A 17,008-nucleotide genomic window follows, 5' to 3' on the forward strand; every position below is an offset into this window, starting at 1 on the left:
AAGCTAATATTTGAGGCAATTGATACTCATCTGTTTTATTTAAAACGGTAGATCGTAGAGCGTATGTTTTCCTTTAGCTCGCTAGACAACAGGGAAAACAAGTGGAGCCGAATGGGCTTCTAATGTTTGCTTTATCGTCTGAACTACAGCCATCTGCCTTTAGTGGCAATCAAACATATGATTTACATCGACTTATCAAGATAGAGTAGCTGAGCGGTAGGCGAAATTTAAACAGAGAATTGTTCAGCTTTATGCGATCTACATCTAATTTTTGTGCACGGATAAAAAAACCGCCCGTTACGGGCGGTTTTGACTATTCTTCATTATCATCTTCATCATCGTTTGTGGTTTCTGATTGGGTTTCTTCTTCTGGATCTTCGCCATCATCACTAGAGTCGTCTCCGTCAGAACCGCCTTCTCCTTCGCCGTTGTCACCTTCGTCTGTCGGTGGGGTAGGGGTCGGTTCATCTGATTCACCTGCGTCTTCAGGAGGGCTTTGATCTTCTTCAGGTGCTTCTTCTTCTTCATTTTCTTCTTCGTCTTCTTCTGGATCTTCTTCTTCAATTGCTTCAGCGATTTCTACGGACGTTTGCGCACTGTCAATCGGTTCTCCGTCACGAACTGCAACGACTTCAAAGTTATGAGTACTCTCTCTTTCTGGGTCAGTGAGCACAAATTGTCGGTCACTGCTCTCCTGTACGTCACTCATTCCTTGACCGTTTACACCGTGGCGGACGATAAAGTTTACGCCGTCCATAGCTTCATCAGGGAAGTTCCAGCTTACGATAATTTGGTTATTGCCTTCATCAAATCCAGCTGTAAGATCAGATATTTCTTCACTCACTTCTGGTTCGTCAGGCATATCCGGTGTTCCACCACAAATATATAGTTCTCCACCTTGCTCACAAACGGAATCAGGACGTTGGAAGTCCGATACGTCCATACCTGCATGAACTTCGGTCATAATCGTTCGGAAGATATTTCTTGCAAGCTGATGCTCTTCACCGAGCAAATACCCGGCACCACGATTTTCGTATCCCGTCCATACTGCTGCGGTGTACTCAGGGGTGTACCCTGCAAACCAAATGTCTGGCACGCCACCTGCGGGAACGTTGTCTCTTTCTCCATCACCGAAGTTCGATGTTCCTGTTTTACCAGCGAGTGGAAGACCTTCAATGTTCGCAGCGGTACCCGTTCCCCGTGGGTCCGTCACGACATCTTTAAGCATATCGGTCACCATATAAGCGGTGTAATCGTTCATCGCCCGAGTGGACTCAGGCGTTAAGTCCATTTCACGTTCGTCTGTAAAGACAATCTTGCGCACACTGTACGGATCGTTATACACACCGTCGTTACCAAAAGCAGCATACGCTCCTGCAATTGTTTCTGGTGACTCGTATTGTGAACCAAGCGCATTTCCTTCTTCAACGCTATCGAACTCCATGCCTAGACGGTTCGCAAACTCATGTGCTTCTTCCTTGCCCACCTCTTGATGGGCTTTTAGCGCTGGAATGTTTAATGACCGCACGAGTGCTTCACGCATCGTCACTTGCCCGCTGTAATTACCAGAAGCATTCCGAATTTGTGTGCCATCGGAATAGCTGTGCGGCTCATCTACGAGCGTTTGACCGGTCCCCCAACCGAGGTTATCGATCGCTGGCCCGAAATCAAGCATCGGTTTTACTGTTGAACCAGGTTGGCCGACGCGATTCATCGCATAGCTATCGCCACGAAGCACTTCCTCGCCGCCTCGGTCTCCAACAATGGCAGCAATTCCGCCGGTATTCGTATTAAGCATGGTGAACCCGACTTGGAAAGCAGGGTCATCTGGGAATCCACTAATATAATCGTTCGTTTGAATGACTTGTTCAGCATAACGCTGGGCTTCAACGTCAATTGTTGTGTACACATCAAAGCCAGCTGCGTACAAGTCGCCGATTTCTAATCCGTCGATTTGTTCAATTTCACGCATTACGTGGTTAATAAACGACGTATGCCCAATTGAATCATCAGCAGGAGTGTAGTCAAGCTGGTCTTCAATGTTCGTATTTCTCGCTTCCTCGGCTTCTTCATTTGTAATCAACTCTTGGTCTTCCATCATAGAAATGATCAAGTTTCGTCGATTTTCAGCGTTCTCTGGGTTCTCAATAGGGTTGTAATAAGACGGTCTTCTCGGCACGGCTGCAAGAACCGCTGCGTCAGCAATCGTTAATTCTTCTAAGCTCTCTTTGTCGAACCAACGAATCGAAGCCTCGCCAATTCCGTAAGCTTCATGGCTGAAATAGATGATATTTAAGTACATTTCCATAATCTCATCTTTACTGAATTGACGCTCTAATTGCAGAGCCAGCCACTGTTCTTGTACCTTTCTTGACATTGATTTATCTGCGCTCAAAAACGCATTCCGAACAACTTGTTGCGTAATTGTACTCGCACCTTCTGAACCAAAGCCACCGGTAATGTTGGCAATAACGGCACCACCAACGCGTCGAACATCGACACCCATATGGTCATAAAAACGCATATCCTCTACAGCGATAAAAGCGTCTTGGACATGTTGTGGGGTCTCTTCGATTGTCCGGTAGCTACGCGCTTCATTTCCGTGCAGCCGTCCAATTTCATTGTCATTCACATCGTACACCGTAGCTCCTTCAGCGAGCATCAACTCATCTGGGTCTAATTCAGGTGCACCACTTATAATTGCAGCAGCGGTTGCAACGCCCGCAAGCAAGCCAACGACAATGACAATTGCAAAACTAATGATTAACTTTTTAAATAGTGAGCGTTTTCCTTTTGATTTCTTTTTAGATGGTTTTTGGTTTTTGTTAGAAGAAGTTTCGGCTGCTCGCCGTTTCTCCGTTCTTGATCTATATTCTGTCATAAATTCCCCTCATTTCTCATTACTTTAGACGTTACAACCTGTCACAGGTTACATTATTGAAATAATAAATCGACAGCAGGCAGAAAATCGACAGGTGGAAGCGTAGTATTTGCTAGTTTTACACCGTATGTTTCAATGTGGGTCTTCTGTACAGATTTTCGCTCGGTTGAAGCTTTCAAATGCAAGAAATCACTCGTTTTGATGACAAAGGTTTCTTGAGAGCGGGCAAATCGCAAGATGAGAAATCCAAAACCTCCGTGTGCATCAATCTCTTGCATATGTGTAATTTGATGCTCGTGTAAGTTTTTTAGAGGAAAAGATTGAACTTGATGGGTTTCCTTAGCTTCGAAATCGACGTATCGACCTTTATATACGCCGTTATAGTCCGTCGTAGACGCTTGCCGAAAATACGCTTCTGTAATTTTGGCTCGGCTTCTTTTCGGGTAATCGACGTTTACAATTTGTACAGGCGTTGGTTTTTTATGAATAATTGCTCGTTCAGTATTTCGATAGTGAATGATTGATTGGTTAATGTCTTCTTCTAAGCTCATTCCTCGGTTTGCTTTCCCCATTTTCTGGGGGGTCGCTGATTTCGTGTAGCGCTTTCCGTTCGGATAACGAAACGTCAATCGTCTCATCCTTTCCCGGAGGTCTCAATATGAATAATAACAACAGCTAATAATAGCATACGTTTTACGATTTTTGAAGAATTGTTTTCTATGAGACGGGCTCATGTTACACTTTTTAAAGTGCTATGAAAGAGGTGAACAAAACATGAACGATAAACCAACGAATATTGGTTTTGGCAATATTGTTCCCGGCGAGCGCATTATCTCCATTGTACATGCAGATTCTGCACCGACCAAGCGTATTGTGCAAGAGTCGAAAGAAAGAAAAATGTGCATTGATGCCACAAATGGACGTAAAACGAGAAGTATTATTCTTATGGATAGTAACCATGTCGTTTTGTCAGCGATCCAGCCTGAGACGATCGGCCATCGTCTTGGCGATGAATAAAGAGAACATTTGACGAATTAATACCAGTTTTGTCAGCCAGAAAGGAGATGGGACTTGTTTGCGTGAATCTTACCGTTAAGAAAGAAGGCAGTACGTTTTCTTAAACGGGGAGGGCGATTCGATTGACTTATGTAAAAACGCAAGCAGTGGCAGACATGCTCCAAGTGGCACCAAAGACGATTCAAAACTGGGTAAGAAAACACGGAGTTCAAGTGAACACCAATGATCGTGGCCATTATTTGTATGACGAACAGATGATTGAAATGCTAAAAGGCATAAAAGAGCGGCAAATGCCGGCGCAAGAGGCGTTCATCATCAACCAAGAGGAGAAATCACCAACACTCATGGCGTCAACGAGAGAAGCAGAGAAGAAGATGGAAGACATCTTGTTTCGACTTGAACATTTAGAAAGAATGATTGAAAGAAAAGCCGATGAAGTCGTTAGCTTTCAACTTCTTAAACATCGCCATGAGTTGGATGATGTTCAAAAATCGATGCTCTCTCTTGAAGATCAGCTCGCATCCTTTCAAAATGACGATCAAAGTAGTGAAACAAAAACGGATGAACAACCCGTACGTGAGAAAAGAAAACTCGGCAAAATGTTCTCTTTCTCCGGTTCATAAAGTGAGGGACTAACCATGGTACAGCAACTTCGCGAACGGTCACTTCAACTGCTCAGTGACGTTGAGCGAGCGAAGCAATATCATCGACAAAAGCAAGAAGGACAGTCATTTTCATTTGAAGGAACGATTCTTCCATTCGTGAATGAAGTGCAAGAGCGTGTTGAAGTGTGGCGGGGAGAAGCGTTAGCGTTCGCAGAAGAAAATGCAATGAATACGCTAAATGCGGTGCAAATTGAACATACATACGAAAATATGTATGTGATTCCAACAGAATCGTTTCAAGCACACGTTCGCGAGAAACGATATGAAGAACGGATACAAGCAATTTACTATGTCATGGAATTGCTATTCGATGAGATGAACGAAAAGAGCAACGCCGACTAGGGCGTTGCTCTTTTCCGTGTTAGAACCTTCCCGACTTTAAAATCGAGAAGAGGATGAGAACAAACATGAGGAACGAAACGATAAAGCTAATTTGAATGACAGGTAATTGCACGAGGATAGATCCTTGTTCACCAAACGTAGAACCAATGATTAGACCGACCATGATGATGCTAAACGCGAGTAACGTCAGGCTAAAAGAGATGCGGTTGGAAATGCGGTCCAGTTTGCGAAAGAACAAATTCAACTTTGGCAACCGCAATTGAACCGAGAGTTCGTCATTTCCAACACGATCAATGGCTCGTTTCAGTGAAGTAGGGAGAGCAAAAAGCGTTTTTGACTGTGACTTTGCTTGTCGATAGATATCCTTTGACCAGTTCTTTGGATTCAATCGTTCACGGGCTAAGTCGCGTCCATACGGCTCGGCAATTTCAACGATACTTAAATTCGGATCAAGGCGGGAAAGGATGCTTTCCACGGTAATGAATGCTTTTGCAAGTAACGTATATTCCTTATAAATTCGAATGTTATACCGGTGGGACGCAGAAAAGATATCATTAATCGCTTCGCCTATTTTTACTTCTTCAAATGGTTGCTCATAATATTTATCCAGTAAGTATTCTACTTCTTCACTAAACTCTTCGGGGTCGACCGTATCTGGGACATCCGCCATCGTATACACAGACCGAGCCACATCGTCAGGGTCACCTCTCGTCAAAGAGATCACATAGTCAACGAATTGATTTCGCATTGATTTATTCAAGCGACCAATTTGACCGTAGTCAAGCATGCAAATCTTCTCATCACGGGTGACAATGAAGTTACCGGGGTGGGGGTCGCTGTGAAAGAAGCCATCGATCAATACTTGTTGTAAAAAAGCATCAGCAAGTTCGCGAGCGAACTGCTGGCGTATCTCTTCATTCGGAGGTTCCCAATCATGTAAGCTGTCCCCATCTATAAAGCTCATCGTAATCATCTTCCGGGTACAAAGCGGCTCATAGATTTCTGGAACTTGAATGAGCGAAAATTTCTTCATATTCATCCGCATTTTTTCTGTGTTGCGAATCTCAAGTGTGTAGTCCACTTCATTACGAATGGCCTCTGCGAATTCATCTGCAATTTCTTCTAACCGGTAATATTCCGCCCAACGAAAACGTTGTGTAAATAGGCGAGCAATGTCATGAAGAATGTCCAAGTCTTTTTCTATTGTCTCTTTAATATTTGGTCGAGCCACTTTGACGGCAACAATTGTACCGTCATCCAGCTCTGCTTTATGAACTTGCCCGATTGAAGCTGCAGCAATCGGCAACTCATTGAAGCTTTTGTATGCTTTTTCAATCGGCATGTTTAATTCTTCTTCAACAATGGCCTTCACTTCGCTATATTTAAACGCTGCCACGTTATCTTGAAGTTCAACAAGTTCATCAACAATATGCTTCGGAAAAAGATCTTGGCGAGTACTGACCATTTGCCCTAATTTAATGAAGGTCGGCCCGAGTTCTTCCAATGCATTACGAAGGCGCTCGCCAATCAGTCGATAGTTCGGGTCATTCCGATTTGTAGCCATACGCTTTGGAAGGGACAACACATGAAAAAGACCAACTTCTTTGAGTACGTATCCAAACCCATGGCGGGCGAGGATGGTGACAATTTTTCGGTAACGATTGGCATGTTTTAACCCATTAGAGAGCAATAGTCATCTTCCTTACGACTCTTTAGAGTCAGTTGAATCATTTTGGTTGTTCACGAGTGTTTCCAGATGAGCGATTTGTTCTTCAAGGCGGCTTAAATCATCCGTCGTAACTAGACCCATGTCTTTGAACATCTTTTTCATACGCACTTTGGAGGCATCTGACCATTCTTGTTCCTTTGATTCACCTTTAGAGATCAGTTCCTCTGCAAATTGCTCAGCTTCCTTTGGCGTAATTCTTCCGCGGGTAACAAGGTCGTCTAAATAACTTTGCACTTTCTCTGTTCCAGCAGCGGCAGCACCAAGTCCTAAGAAAAATCCATTCTTTAACCAATCATTCATCGTTAACAGCCTCCCTAATACAATCGTTATAGCTATCTAGTTTCCCGAAAAACCAAGATTTTAACCATTTGTTAGCTGTTGTTGTCTTTAAATGCTGAAACGACTAAGTAGACGAGTGTAACGATTGAAAAAGCACTAAGTGAAAATACAAGAAATGTGCTCGCGTCACTACCAGCCTCTTCCCCATATGCTGCTAGTGTTTGCGTAGTTGGGGCTAAAAATGCTAAGAAAACAATCATGCTCATCATTGCGGTTTTAAATTTCATTTTTCTCTTCCTCCTTCATAGACGCCATTCTTCATTAATTATAGAAGGATTGGGCTTGATTTTCAACGAAATGTATTACGGTTTCTCGTTTTGTACGCTTTTGTCGATAAACTCATCACATCGTTAAAGAAATAGAAGAAATCTTCAAACAAGCGTGTTATAATTCACGTTATATATGTTACGGTTAGCGTTAGAATTGTATACAAAGGCGGCGTAAAAGATGGCACAAAAAAGTGAAACAATCGAGGAAGTCCAACTAGAAGACATCATTATTGCATACCAAACGTTAAAAGATGTCGTGACGCACACCCCTCTTCAAAGAGATGAGGTTTTATCAGAGCGCTACGATGCCAATATATATTTAAAAAGAGAAGACATGCAGGTCGTTCGCTCATTTAAGATTAGAGGCGCTTATTACTTAATGAAAAGCCTTCCTGAAGAAGACCTCCAAAACGGTGTTGTTTGCGCAAGTGCAGGCAACCATGCTCAAGGAGTAGCCTATTCCTGCAGGCAGTTAAAAGTTAAAGGGAAAATCTTCATGCCAACAACGACACCGAGGCAAAAACAAGACCAAGTGAAGCAATTTGGGAAAGAATTTGTTGACGTTATCATTACTGGAGATACATTTGATGATGCATTTAAAGAGGCGAAACGCTATGAAGAAGAGCATGGCATGACTTTTGTTCACCCGTTTGATCATGAAAAGATCATTGCTGGCCAAGGAACGGTTGGTATGGAAATTCTAAATGATATCGGAGAGAACATTGATTATGTATTTGCCTCAATTGGAGGCGGTGGCCTTATTTCCGGTGTCGGCACGTATTTAAAGTCAATTGACCCTCGCATCAACATCATTGGTGTGGAACCTAAGGGAGCGCCATCAATGCGGGACTCCCTCGCAAAAAGTGAGGTTGTTGAGCTTGGTGAGATTGACAAGTTTGTTGACGGCGCTGCAGTGAAGCGTGTCGGCAACAAAACATTTAGAATGTGTGAAAAACTTTTAGATGATGTCGTATTAGTGCCTGAAGGTAAGATTTGTTCGACAATTTTGGAGTTGTATAATCAGCAAGCCATTGTCGCAGAACCTGCTGGAGCCATGTCCATTTCTGCTCTAGACTTTTATCAGGATCAGATTAAAGGAAAAACGGTCGTTTGTGTCGTATCAGGGGGAAACAATGACATCGGTAGAATGGCAGAGATGAGAGAACGATCGCTCGTTTATGAAGGTTTACAGCACTACTTTATCGTGAATTTCCCACAAAGAGCTGGAGCTTTACGAGAATTCTTAAATGATGTACTCGGTCCAAATGATGACATTACGAGGTTTGATTATGTGAAAAAGAATAACCGGTCAGTTGCGCCCGCGCTTGTCGGAATTGAACTGAAACATGCTGATGACTATCCGGTTCTTATGGCTCGTATGCGATCTGAAGGGTTTGATGTTGATGAAATTTCTACGTCAGACAAATTGTTCAATTTCGTCTTATGATCATTCGAGAGGAGTCTGAATTCTGGGTCGTTACGACGCAACATGAGCACGGGGGACTAAGCGGTCACCTTGCCAGTCGTTGGCGTGATACAAATCGAAGGAAACAAAGCGACTGGCAATCGGTTGTAATCGCCGCGCGGGAACATGATCGCGGGTGGAAAGAAGCCGACCACCTCCCGAAATGGGACGCCATTCATGGGCAACCGCATGACTTTAATTCCTATCCAGATGAGGATAAGATTGCACTTTATAGACGCGGGATCGAAGAAGTGCAGTTGATGGATGAGCGAGCAGCATATTTGGTGAGTCGCCATTTGTCGGCATTCTTTAAAAGTATTGATACGCCTCGTGCATCTGCATTTATAAAGGGTGAGCAGCTGCGGCAATCGAACATGAAGATAAAGACAGATACGACGATCGACCAACAAATACTCACAATGTGCGACGAGCTGTCGCTATATGCATGCTTGAACCGACCGGGAGTACAAAAGAAAGATGAGTTTCCTTGGTTTAAGAATGGTTTCTCTTCTCGATTTACATTTTTAGATGATCAAATTGTGCAAGCACATTGGCACGACGAGCGGCGGATTGTTTTGGATCCGTTTCCGCTTTTGGAGACGACCCGTTACCCATTACACAGTTTTCACTTGCAAAAGGAGATCGTGTTTTCGGATGGCTTGAAAGCAGCGTGGAATCATGCCAAAATGGAAAAGAATATCGTGACGTTCATGAAAGCAAGCGAAGCATAAATAACGGTTTTTGAAGAAGCGCTCGGGTGTAGATTTTCACCTGTTGGCAGTAGTGAACTTGACTGCCTGTAGCGCTTTTTTGTTTGTGCATCATAGTGTATTGACTCCATAAACAAAAAAGGGGAATGAGCGTGCTAGAAGAAATTACCGAGGCCGAGTGGCGAAAACGAAACATCCGATACACATTGATCGTGTCCCCGTTTTGTTTAAGTTGTCAAGTGGCAGAAACGATGGTTGAAGAAGCGTTTCGGTACGTAGCTCCAAAAGAAACAATGTATAAATTAAATTTACAACTCACGAAGACATTTGCTTATGATTACAACATTGAAACCGTCCCGACGTTATTATGCAAACAACCTGAGGGTTATACTCAGCTCACACAAATTCGGTCCACCGCAAACGTGATCCAATGGTTGGTCGAAACGAGGAAAGGAGAATCGAAGTGAAAGCGCCAGCATTTTCATTATTAAATCCGGTATCAAACGAACGGGTATCTTTGGAAGATTATAAAGGCAAGCCATTACTTCTGACGTTTTGGGCATCTTGGTGCCCTGATTCGCAAATCGACCTCGACAAAAAAGCGAAAATCCAACAGTCGTTGGAAGAAGCGGGTTTACACTTGTTGTTTATTAACGTGGAAGGCCGTGAGAGAAACCGTGGTGATGGCAAACAATTTATGGACAACGCCCCGTACAACGTTTTGTATGTTATCGATGACGGAATAGCTACGTACGAAGCGTATCGCGCCATCGGTGTACCAACGACGATCCTCATCAATGAACGAGGTGAGGTGTCAAAGCGATTTGGTGACAAAACGCCTTTTACGGAAATTGTGCAACATTTGTCCCCGTGGATTCGTTAAATAGCCATCTCATACGCAATTTGTTATGATAGAAGCCGAGAACGCTGTTTTTGAGGAGGAACAAATGATGAAGATAATTTCTATTGAACCGACACCAAGTCCGAATACGATGAAGCTAACGCTAGATGAATCTCTTTCCAGTGGGAAGAGCAATAATTATACAAAAACGGACTATGAGGGTGCACCCGAAGAAATCAAAGAGCTTTTTCAAATCGAAGGAATTAAAGGGGTTTATCACGTCGCAGACTTCATCGCATTAGAACGTGAACCAAAAGCGAAATGGGAAGCTGTCCTGCAAGAGGCAAGAAAAGTCTTTGGCGAGCAAACCCAGAGCACGAGCACGGGTGAACACGTGATGGATGAACATTACGGAGAGGTCACCGTTCAACTGCAAGTGTATAAAAATATTCCGATGCAAATTAAGCTCGTCGCAGGTGATGAGGAGAAGCGCGTCGCTTTACCTGAACGCTTTATGGAAGCGGCGTTTACTGCGGCTGGAGATTCGGAAAACATTGTGACAGAACGTAAATGGGAAGAGCGAAGTGTTCGCTACGGAAGTGATTTGGATAAGATCGGTGAAGAGGTAGCAGAGGAAATTGAAGCGGCCTACACGAAGGAACGTTTGAATAAACTGATTGAGTGGAGCGAAGTGTCTGGATCAAACAGCCGACCAGAACCTTATGCTGTTACGCTGGAGATGCTTGATAACCCAGATTGGAAAGCACGCTTTGCCGCCTTAGATCAGATGGACCCGTCTGAGGAGGACCTCGAAGTACTGCAAAAGGCGATGAAAGACCAGAAGTTATCAGTTCGGCGTCTTGCGGTTACACTAATCGGCATGATCGAAACGCCAGCCATTCTTCCTTATTTGTACGAGGCGATGAACGATAAATCAGCAACGGTACGGCGGACAGCTGCAGATGCGTTTTCTGATCTTGGCGATGCGAGTGCAATGGACGTTGTCATTGAAAGCTTAACAGACAAAAGCAAACTCGTTCGTTGGCGAGCAGCAATGTTCTTATATGAGCTTGGAGACGAGCGGGCGATTGAACCGTTAAAAGCAGCCATTGGTGACTCGGAATTTGAAGTTGACATGCAGATGCAGCTCGCGCTTGAAAGAATTGCTGGTGGTGAAGAAGCGAAAGGGTCAGTCTGGAAACAAATGACCGATTCAGTAAGAGCGAGCAGGGAATCTTAAGAGGTGGAAGAGATGATGAACGAACAATTAATTCAACAACTTGAAGACAAGAAAATGACTGACGTGCTCGAGCTCATTGAAGAAGCGAAAGCCGGTGAGTTTGATGAGCTCGAGCTCGTTGAATCTCTTGGATTGTTGCGTGATGAAGACTTGAACCGACGAGTGATTGCGTTACTTGAAGAGATCGGTGTCGAGATCGTGTACGTAACTGATGAGGAGTAATCAAGGAAGGAGCACCGCTTATGCGAGAAGTACCGGCGAAGCGCCTATCTAAAAAGGCGCTTCCTGTTTGGCGTATTACAGGACTTTTAGAAAGTTTATTTTACTTAGTATTACCACTTGCATATGCAGGGTTGTCGTTTTTCTTTGATTGGCCGTTTTGGATTTTATACCCGGTGATGCTGCTATGGATCTTGATTGCAATATTAAAAAGTCTTGTCATTCCAGCAGTTAGGTGGCGCCGATGGCGCTATGAAGTTCACGACGAGGAAATTGACTTTCAGTACGGTGTATTCATTATACGTAGAACACTCGTTCCAATGAATCGTGTGCAGCATGTAGATACAGAACAAGGGCCGATCTATAGACACTATAAGCTATCGGCTGTTTCCATATCAACGGCTGCGACCATTCATCAAATTCCTGCATTAACAGAAGAAGTGGCCTCGGATCTTCGGGATCAAATTGCCGTTTTGGCCCAAACGGCTGATGAAGATGACTGACGGTAAAAGAATGCACTGGGCAGCTGTCGTAATCATGGTGTTATCGGGGTTGAAAAGTTTTATTATCCCGATCATCATCGCCTTTTTTATCGGAGGTACAGGATTTCCAGGTTTATTCGCACTCATCATCATACCTGCAATCTTGATCATCTCAGGGGGATATAGCTTTTTGTATTGGTTCATGTACCGATACCGTGTGGAAGATCGAGAACTTCATATTCGCCAAGGCGTTCTCATAAAAAAACAGCGCTATATTCAAAGAAGTCGTGTACAAAGCTTTGACATGTCGGCGGGTCTTTTACAACGACCTTTTGGGTTAGTGAAAGTGAAAATTGAGACTGCAGGTGGAGGCAGTGAGCCTGATGTAGAGTTAATTGCACTCGACCGAAGTGAAGCGAATCGCCTAAAGAAAAAACTTCTCAAAAAACCTCAAGAAGAGATGGTTGATGAAGAGGTTCAAACAGATGATGAGGCGCTTCATGAAGAGCCGCACACAGATGAAGAACTTGTCGATCAAGAACTGGATGAGGTAGAAGAAGATTGGGTAGAAGAAGAGCCAGAAGAGAAGTGGGTACTCGGTACGAAGCGACTAATCGTAGCCGGCATGACATCTGGCGGTGTCGGACTTGTGCTATCAGCAGTAGTGGCACTCGTATCGCAAATCGACTTCCTTTTGCCTGAACAGTTTTACGAGTCTACGATCGGCATTGCACTTTCGTTAACGATGACGCTTATTGCTGTGATTGTCGTTTCCATTGCCATTATTGCTTGGGTCATTTCAATAGGAATTACAGTCATCAAGTACGGGCAATTTCAAGTGGAGAAGCGCGGGACGGATATTATCGTTTCCCGAGGATTGTTGGAAAGAAAACAACTCACACTAAAAGAGCACCGGATTACCGCTGTCCGCATGGTTTCGAGTATTCTTAGACAGCCGTTTGGCTATACAACCTTATATGTTGAATCTAAAGGTGGCGGCAGTGCAGAGGAGCAGCAGTCAACGATGCTCATTCCGCTTATTAAACGTTCCGAAGTGGAGGACGTGCTCGCTCAGTTTCTACCAGAATTCACTTTTGAAGAGGAATACACGTTGTCACGTTTGCCGAAGAGGGCGAAGTTCCGCTACATGATTCGCTCCGTTTTCCCGCTTTTATTCGTGATTGTTCCGATCGTCTATTTCTTCCAACCGGTAGGGTGGTACAGTTTATTGTTGATTATCCCGGGTATGCTCGTCGGACATTGGCGACATAAGCACGGAGGCTTTTATCATGATGATCAATTTGTTATTATGCAATGGCGATTGTTCAACCTGAACCGAGTTCTCATTCCTAAGCGAAGAATTCAAGCTGCTGACGTCGTACAATCCCCAATTCAAAGGTGGAGAACGTTATCGACATTTTCAGTATCCATTCTTTCAAGTTTATCGGGGAAAAGTTTTGAAGTATATGATTTAGGCGAAGAAGACGGACAGACGTTACTCGCCTGGTTTTCAAAACATCATACACAACTGGATTCCAACGAAAAAGAAGATGAACCGCTCTAAAGGGGTTCATCTTCTTTATTTGAGTGTCTGCATATTCGTATACGTAAGCACTTGACGTTCGTTTCGGTCAGACGTGCATTCAAACCGGTCATACACGTAATCTTCACCGATATGGTGCAAAATGCGTTCGTAACGATGTTGAATAATGATGGAGGACGCTTCTTTTTCAAAGATCAAGAAGTTCACTCCGGTAAACTTTTGCTCCTCTTGTGCGTGCAACAATTGGCGAAGTAACGTATTGTGACATTTCACAAGATGTTTACGTTTATATCCGAAATCTCTAAGAATACTTGCTAGCGATTCTTTCGCTGGCGTTTCAAGTTCGTTGAGCAGAATTTGGAAAGGTTCAAACTGTTCCTTGTGAATACGAACGGCAGCACCTTGTTCGAGCCGGACTTTCTTGCCGTTTTTTAATTTGAATTTCCATTCGCGCTCATGAAGAACCATCAACCACTCGTCATGTTTTGCATTGTACCATTCTAAATCAAAAGGGCAACCGTCTAGCATCATGCGCTCTTTTTGCGAGTTTTCGATGAGTACAATTTCTTCTTCTTCATACCCTAATGTAAAATATAAATAAGGATCTTCTGATTGACGATGGCCATTTTTAAAGCGCAAGCGAGAATCTTGAAGGTGTTTCTTTTGTTCTTTTAAATGTTGGATGTTTGCACTTGTTACATTTTCTAGATTTGTGAGCGCTCTGAGCACAGATCCTCGAAATGAACGAGAGGTTTTTCCGTCAAAAGGATGGATGTTGTTTCCCGAAATCGTAAACCGTTCACCACCACGGTCTTTTAGCGAAAAGATCGCATCCACATCAAAGATTTCGTGTACTCCTTGAACGAGAATGGTTCCAGTCCATATCTTGTTTTGGGGTGTATGGATTTCTTCTAGTACTCCGTAATAACTGCACGTCGAATCATTTTGAAAAATAACCGTTTTTCCTTGCCATTGCAATGCTTCTTTACGATTCATACATATCCTCTCTTTTCAACACAGTTCACCTACTCATTATAAAGGGCTTTCAACGGTTGTTCAACCATCTAGCTCGATTCTCCCTTTTTCATAAGCATGGATGAGACCGAGTGCTGAAACTTGGCAATCGACGCTTAACATATTGGATTCATCATCTGTAAGTTGTTCGAGCTGAAAATGATCTTGAACGGTTTGTTGAAGGATGCGCGCTAACCGCTTTGCATCTTGTGCTTCTGTTCTTAATGCATCGATAAATTTCTCAAGCAGTTGTTCGCTGTTTAGAAACAATTGATCTGTTTGCTGCGACGCGCCAAAATGGCCTAAATACAAAACATCCGGAGATAACCGACGAATCTTTTCCCACGAATTAGCCATCATTGCTGGGTCGAATTGGGAAGGGGATGTACTCGGCACGCTTACACATTGATCGTAACGCTCGCTCAAACTTTTATAATAGACCGCAACCGTATCCCCAGTAAAGATCCCATTCGTTTCGCTGTCTAGAATGGAGATATGATGCATTGCATGGCCAGGAGTATGGAAAAATGTGAGCGTTCGGTCGTTGCCAAGATGGAGCTGTGCTCCATCTTCTTGACTAATGACCACCCGTTTTGGAACGGGGAGAACAGGTGCAAACGTGCGGTCAAACGCATCCCCATACACAACACGAGCTCCTTCGATCAATTTCGTCGGGTCAATGAGATGTTTGTAGCCACTTGGGTGAACGTGGACGCGAGCATTAGTGGCGTGTTGAACGAGCTGCCCGGCGCCTCCTGCATGATCTAAATGAATGTGGGTTAAGATAATGTGAGAAATGTCAGTCATTTCATAACCGAGCTGTTTGAGTCCAAGGCGAATCGGCTCAAATGATTGACTCGGTCCTGTTTCGATAATGGTTAGTTGCTCATTGTCCAACACATAAATTCCGGTACGTTCTTTCATGCCAAGGTCGAGTCCATCAATGAGATACGTGTGATCAAATAGTTTTTGCATCATCGATTCCTTTCCAAAGTGGGCTGATTGTAACGGCAAGTGCCATATGCTCATTATTTTAACGTAAAATCACAATTTGCATAAAGGATATCTTAACAATCTTCCGATTTATAAAAATTCACTTCGTCGTCTTCTGTACCTGGTATTATGAATAAGATATTTTGAATGGATACAAGATGAACTTTATGACTTGTTGTTTTGCGATAATTGAATGTTACAATCCGAGCCTTCCATAGACTTCTAAACCACCTCTTCATACACGCTCTCGATGCTTTCACAAATAAAACACCCCAAATTCGTTTATGGTTCGAACTTGGGGTTACATTCAGCCGCTGAACGTTGTTTAGCGGTCTTTTTTTTCATTATAGCGGCGTTCGTTTAGTCGAATGAGGTAATCGAATCGCTCTGACTTCATATCGTCTTCATTTTCTTGCAAACGGCTCACTGTAATTTCCATTTGTGTCAGGGCTTCGTACACCTTTTCCATCTGCTCCGACTGTTCTTCTTCATCCAATTGCTGATAGGCTTCTAATAGGTTTGGAATGTCTTGTTGGAGCATGCGTTTCACTTGATACCGATCTTCAACCGATAAGTGTCTAAGTTGTTGCTTAAGTGGATACAACCGTTCTAGAAGCTGGCGCAGTCGGTTTTGCAAAGGCGCGGGCAACTCGTGCTCGAGCATTGATACGTAATTTAGTGATCCTGCATATTGATCTTGCTCTGATTTTGCTTCTTTGGAGATCGTTTCTTCGTGATCAGGTTGGTCTTGCATTTGAATGAGAGAAGTAGGAGCATGTCCATCCAAAGCTCCATCAATGTGCTGCAATTTTTGTATCATGCCGTGAAAGTACGGTGATTTAACGACACTTCTCACATGTGACTTCCCATTCTTCATATAATAGACAAACCCATCTTTAATCATTTTTTGTTGGGCTTTTGAATGTTCACTTCTTACGTAATGCAACACAAAGCGTTTTTTAATGGCAGAAGGAGATTGATGGGTATCAAAAGTGAGCAACTTCAAATGTTTTTGACTTACTTTCAGCCTCATCTTAAAGGTGCGCCCGTTTTTTCTATACACTTGTGAGCCTCGTGGTGGCCCGTGTTTTAGAATATGAGAGATGACTTTATCTAAAACCGCTTCACTTTCTTTGATGAGTGAAAGGCCGTTTGGGTCAGAAAATATATGATCGTCAACGGTGCGCATCCGCTCCGGAATAAAACGCTCCCTCCAAGAGGAGGTTAGCCAATCTTTCACAAACATCATCACCTTCATC

General features: G+C 43.5%; 19 protein-coding genes. 11 read left to right on the plus strand and 8 right to left on the minus strand.

Annotated features, from left to right (window positions below; all coding sequences use genetic code 11):
• Positions 1-313: 313 nt before the first annotated feature.
• Together ACE1TF_RS12815 and recU are read right to left on the minus strand one after the other, a co-directional pair.
• Positions 314-2,881, minus strand: coding sequence for a transglycosylase domain-containing protein (locus ACE1TF_RS12815; protein WP_375017267.1), 2,568 nt, complete (start codon positions 2,879-2,881; stop codon positions 314-316).
• Between the two features lie 53 nt (positions 2,882-2,934).
• On the minus strand, positions 2,935-3,519 hold the full coding sequence (recU, locus tag ACE1TF_RS12820) for a Holliday junction resolvase RecU (RefSeq protein WP_375017269.1): 585 nt from the start codon (positions 3,517-3,519) through the stop codon (positions 2,935-2,937).
• A 136-nt stretch (positions 3,520-3,655) separates the two neighbouring features.
• On the opposite strand from recU, the gene ACE1TF_RS12825 reads away from it, so the two are divergent.
• From ACE1TF_RS12825 to ACE1TF_RS12835, 3 genes are all read left to right on the plus strand, one after another.
• A complete protein-coding gene (locus ACE1TF_RS12825; RefSeq protein ID WP_375017271.1) occupies positions 3,656-3,898 on the plus strand; it encodes a DUF370 domain-containing protein in 243 nt (80 codons plus the stop codon).
• Positions 3,899-4,020: 122 nt separating this feature from the next.
• The gene (locus ACE1TF_RS12830; protein WP_042397721.1) at positions 4,021-4,521 is read left to right on the plus strand and encodes a MerR family transcriptional regulator; all 501 of its coding nucleotides are present in this window, start codon (positions 4,021-4,023) and stop codon (positions 4,519-4,521) included.
• Positions 4,522-4,536: 15 nt separating this feature from the next.
• On the plus strand, positions 4,537-4,905 hold the full coding sequence (locus ACE1TF_RS12835; protein WP_042397722.1) for a DUF1798 family protein: 369 nt from the start codon (positions 4,537-4,539) through the stop codon (positions 4,903-4,905).
• Positions 4,906-4,924: 19 nt separating this feature from the next.
• On the opposite strand, the gene ACE1TF_RS12840 is transcribed toward ACE1TF_RS12835, so the two are convergent.
• The 3 genes from ACE1TF_RS12840 to ACE1TF_RS12850 all read right to left on the minus strand — a co-directional run bounded on the left by ACE1TF_RS12840 (position 4,925) and on the right by ACE1TF_RS12850 (position 7,200).
• Positions 4,925-6,595, minus strand: a complete 1,671-nt coding sequence (locus ACE1TF_RS12840; protein WP_375017273.1) for an ABC1 kinase family protein — start codon at positions 6,593-6,595, stop codon at positions 4,925-4,927.
• Between the two features lie 12 nt (positions 6,596-6,607).
• On the minus strand, positions 6,608-6,934 hold the full coding sequence (locus tag ACE1TF_RS12845) for a phasin family protein (RefSeq protein ID WP_042397724.1): 327 nt from the start codon (positions 6,932-6,934) through the stop codon (positions 6,608-6,610).
• A gap of 71 nt (positions 6,935-7,005) precedes the next feature.
• On the minus strand, positions 7,006-7,200 hold the full coding sequence (locus tag ACE1TF_RS12850) for a hypothetical protein (RefSeq protein ID WP_042397725.1): 195 nt from the start codon (positions 7,198-7,200) through the stop codon (positions 7,006-7,008).
• 220 nt (positions 7,201-7,420) lie between these two features.
• Between ACE1TF_RS12850 and ilvA the strand changes: the two genes are divergently transcribed.
• The 8 genes from ilvA (at position 7,421) to ACE1TF_RS12890 (ending at position 13,763) form a co-directional block, all read left to right on the plus strand.
• On the plus strand, positions 7,421-8,689 hold the full coding sequence (gene ilvA, locus ACE1TF_RS12855) for a threonine ammonia-lyase IlvA (protein ID WP_042397729.1): 1,269 nt from the start codon (positions 7,421-7,423) through the stop codon (positions 8,687-8,689).
• Complete coding sequence (locus tag ACE1TF_RS12860; RefSeq protein WP_375017276.1) at positions 8,686-9,438, plus strand: DUF3891 family protein; 753 nt, start codon at positions 8,686-8,688, stop codon at positions 9,436-9,438. Before ilvA ends, ACE1TF_RS12860 begins: the two co-directional genes overlap by 4 nt.
• A gap of 131 nt (positions 9,439-9,569) precedes the next feature.
• A complete protein-coding gene (locus ACE1TF_RS12865) occupies positions 9,570-9,884 on the plus strand; it encodes a thioredoxin domain-containing protein (RefSeq protein ID WP_375017278.1) in 315 nt (104 codons plus the stop codon).
• Positions 9,881-10,300, plus strand: coding sequence for a TlpA family protein disulfide reductase (locus ACE1TF_RS12870; RefSeq protein WP_375017280.1), 420 nt, complete (start codon positions 9,881-9,883; stop codon positions 10,298-10,300). The genes ACE1TF_RS12865 and ACE1TF_RS12870 overlap by 4 nt, the downstream gene beginning before the upstream one ends.
• Before the next feature lie 67 nt (positions 10,301-10,367).
• On the plus strand, positions 10,368-11,498 hold the full coding sequence (locus tag ACE1TF_RS12875) for a conserved virulence factor C family protein (RefSeq protein WP_375017282.1): 1,131 nt from the start codon (positions 10,368-10,370) through the stop codon (positions 11,496-11,498).
• 15 nt (positions 11,499-11,513) lie between these two features.
• Positions 11,514-11,720: a hypothetical protein gene (locus tag ACE1TF_RS12880; RefSeq protein WP_375017284.1), complete on the plus strand. Its 207-nt coding sequence runs from the start codon at positions 11,514-11,516 to the stop codon at positions 11,718-11,720.
• Positions 11,721-11,740: 20 nt separating this feature from the next.
• Positions 11,741-12,220, plus strand: coding sequence for a PH domain-containing protein (locus ACE1TF_RS12885; protein WP_042397747.1), 480 nt, complete (start codon positions 11,741-11,743; stop codon positions 12,218-12,220).
• A 49-nt stretch (positions 12,221-12,269) separates the two neighbouring features.
• Entirely contained in the window at positions 12,270-13,763 is a 1,494-nt protein-coding gene (locus tag ACE1TF_RS12890; protein WP_375017286.1) for a PH domain-containing protein, read from the plus strand.
• Between the two features lie 15 nt (positions 13,764-13,778).
• On the opposite strand, the gene ACE1TF_RS12895 is transcribed toward ACE1TF_RS12890, so the two are convergent.
• From ACE1TF_RS12895 to ACE1TF_RS12905, 3 genes are all read right to left on the minus strand, one after another.
• Positions 13,779-14,738, minus strand: coding sequence for a DUF2777 family protein (locus ACE1TF_RS12895; RefSeq protein ID WP_375017288.1), 960 nt, complete (start codon positions 14,736-14,738; stop codon positions 13,779-13,781).
• A 60-nt stretch (positions 14,739-14,798) separates the two neighbouring features.
• Positions 14,799-15,734, minus strand: a complete 936-nt coding sequence (locus tag ACE1TF_RS12900; protein WP_375017290.1) for an MBL fold metallo-hydrolase — start codon at positions 15,732-15,734, stop codon at positions 14,799-14,801.
• A 340-nt stretch (positions 15,735-16,074) separates the two neighbouring features.
• A complete protein-coding gene (locus tag ACE1TF_RS12905; RefSeq protein ID WP_042397762.1) occupies positions 16,075-16,989 on the minus strand; it encodes a hypothetical protein in 915 nt (304 codons plus the stop codon).
• Positions 16,990-17,008 lie beyond the last annotated feature (19 nt).

It is taken from the genome of Geomicrobium sp. JSM 1781026 (assembly GCF_041949955.1).
In the GTDB taxonomy this organism is placed as follows: Bacteria; Bacillota; Bacilli; order Bacillales; family Marinococcaceae; genus Geomicrobium_A.

Excerpts from the sequence above, each read along its gene's own strand:
- ACE1TF_RS12815 (WP_375017267.1), bottom strand. The coding sequence starts at position 2,881 with ATGACAGAATATAGATCAAGAACGGAGAAACGGCGAGCAGCCGAAACT.
- recU (WP_375017269.1), bottom strand. The coding sequence starts at position 3,519 with ATGAGACGATTGACGTTTCGTTATCCGAACGGAAAGCGCTACACGAAA.
- ACE1TF_RS12825 (WP_375017271.1), top strand. The coding sequence starts at position 3,656 with ATGAACGATAAACCAACGAATATTGGTTTTGGCAATATTGTTCCCGGC.
- ACE1TF_RS12835 (WP_042397722.1), top strand. The coding sequence starts at position 4,537 with ATGGTACAGCAACTTCGCGAACGGTCACTTCAACTGCTCAGTGACGTT.
- ACE1TF_RS12845 (WP_042397724.1), bottom strand. The coding sequence starts at position 6,934 with ATGAATGATTGGTTAAAGAATGGATTTTTCTTAGGACTTGGTGCTGCC.
- ACE1TF_RS12850 (WP_042397725.1), bottom strand. The coding sequence starts at position 7,200 with ATGAAATTTAAAACCGCAATGATGAGCATGATTGTTTTCTTAGCATTT.
- ilvA (WP_042397729.1), top strand. The coding sequence starts at position 7,421 with ATGGCACAAAAAAGTGAAACAATCGAGGAAGTCCAACTAGAAGACATC.
- ACE1TF_RS12860 (WP_375017276.1), top strand. The coding sequence starts at position 8,686 with ATGATCATTCGAGAGGAGTCTGAATTCTGGGTCGTTACGACGCAACAT.
- ACE1TF_RS12875 (WP_375017282.1), top strand. The coding sequence starts at position 10,368 with ATGAAGATAATTTCTATTGAACCGACACCAAGTCCGAATACGATGAAG.
- ACE1TF_RS12880 (WP_375017284.1), top strand. The coding sequence starts at position 11,514 with ATGAACGAACAATTAATTCAACAACTTGAAGACAAGAAAATGACTGAC.
- ACE1TF_RS12885 (WP_042397747.1), top strand. The coding sequence starts at position 11,741 with ATGCGAGAAGTACCGGCGAAGCGCCTATCTAAAAAGGCGCTTCCTGTT.
- ACE1TF_RS12895 (WP_375017288.1), bottom strand. The coding sequence starts at position 14,738 with ATGAATCGTAAAGAAGCATTGCAATGGCAAGGAAAAACGGTTATTTTT.
- ACE1TF_RS12900 (WP_375017290.1), bottom strand. The coding sequence starts at position 15,734 with ATGATGCAAAAACTATTTGATCACACGTATCTCATTGATGGACTCGAC.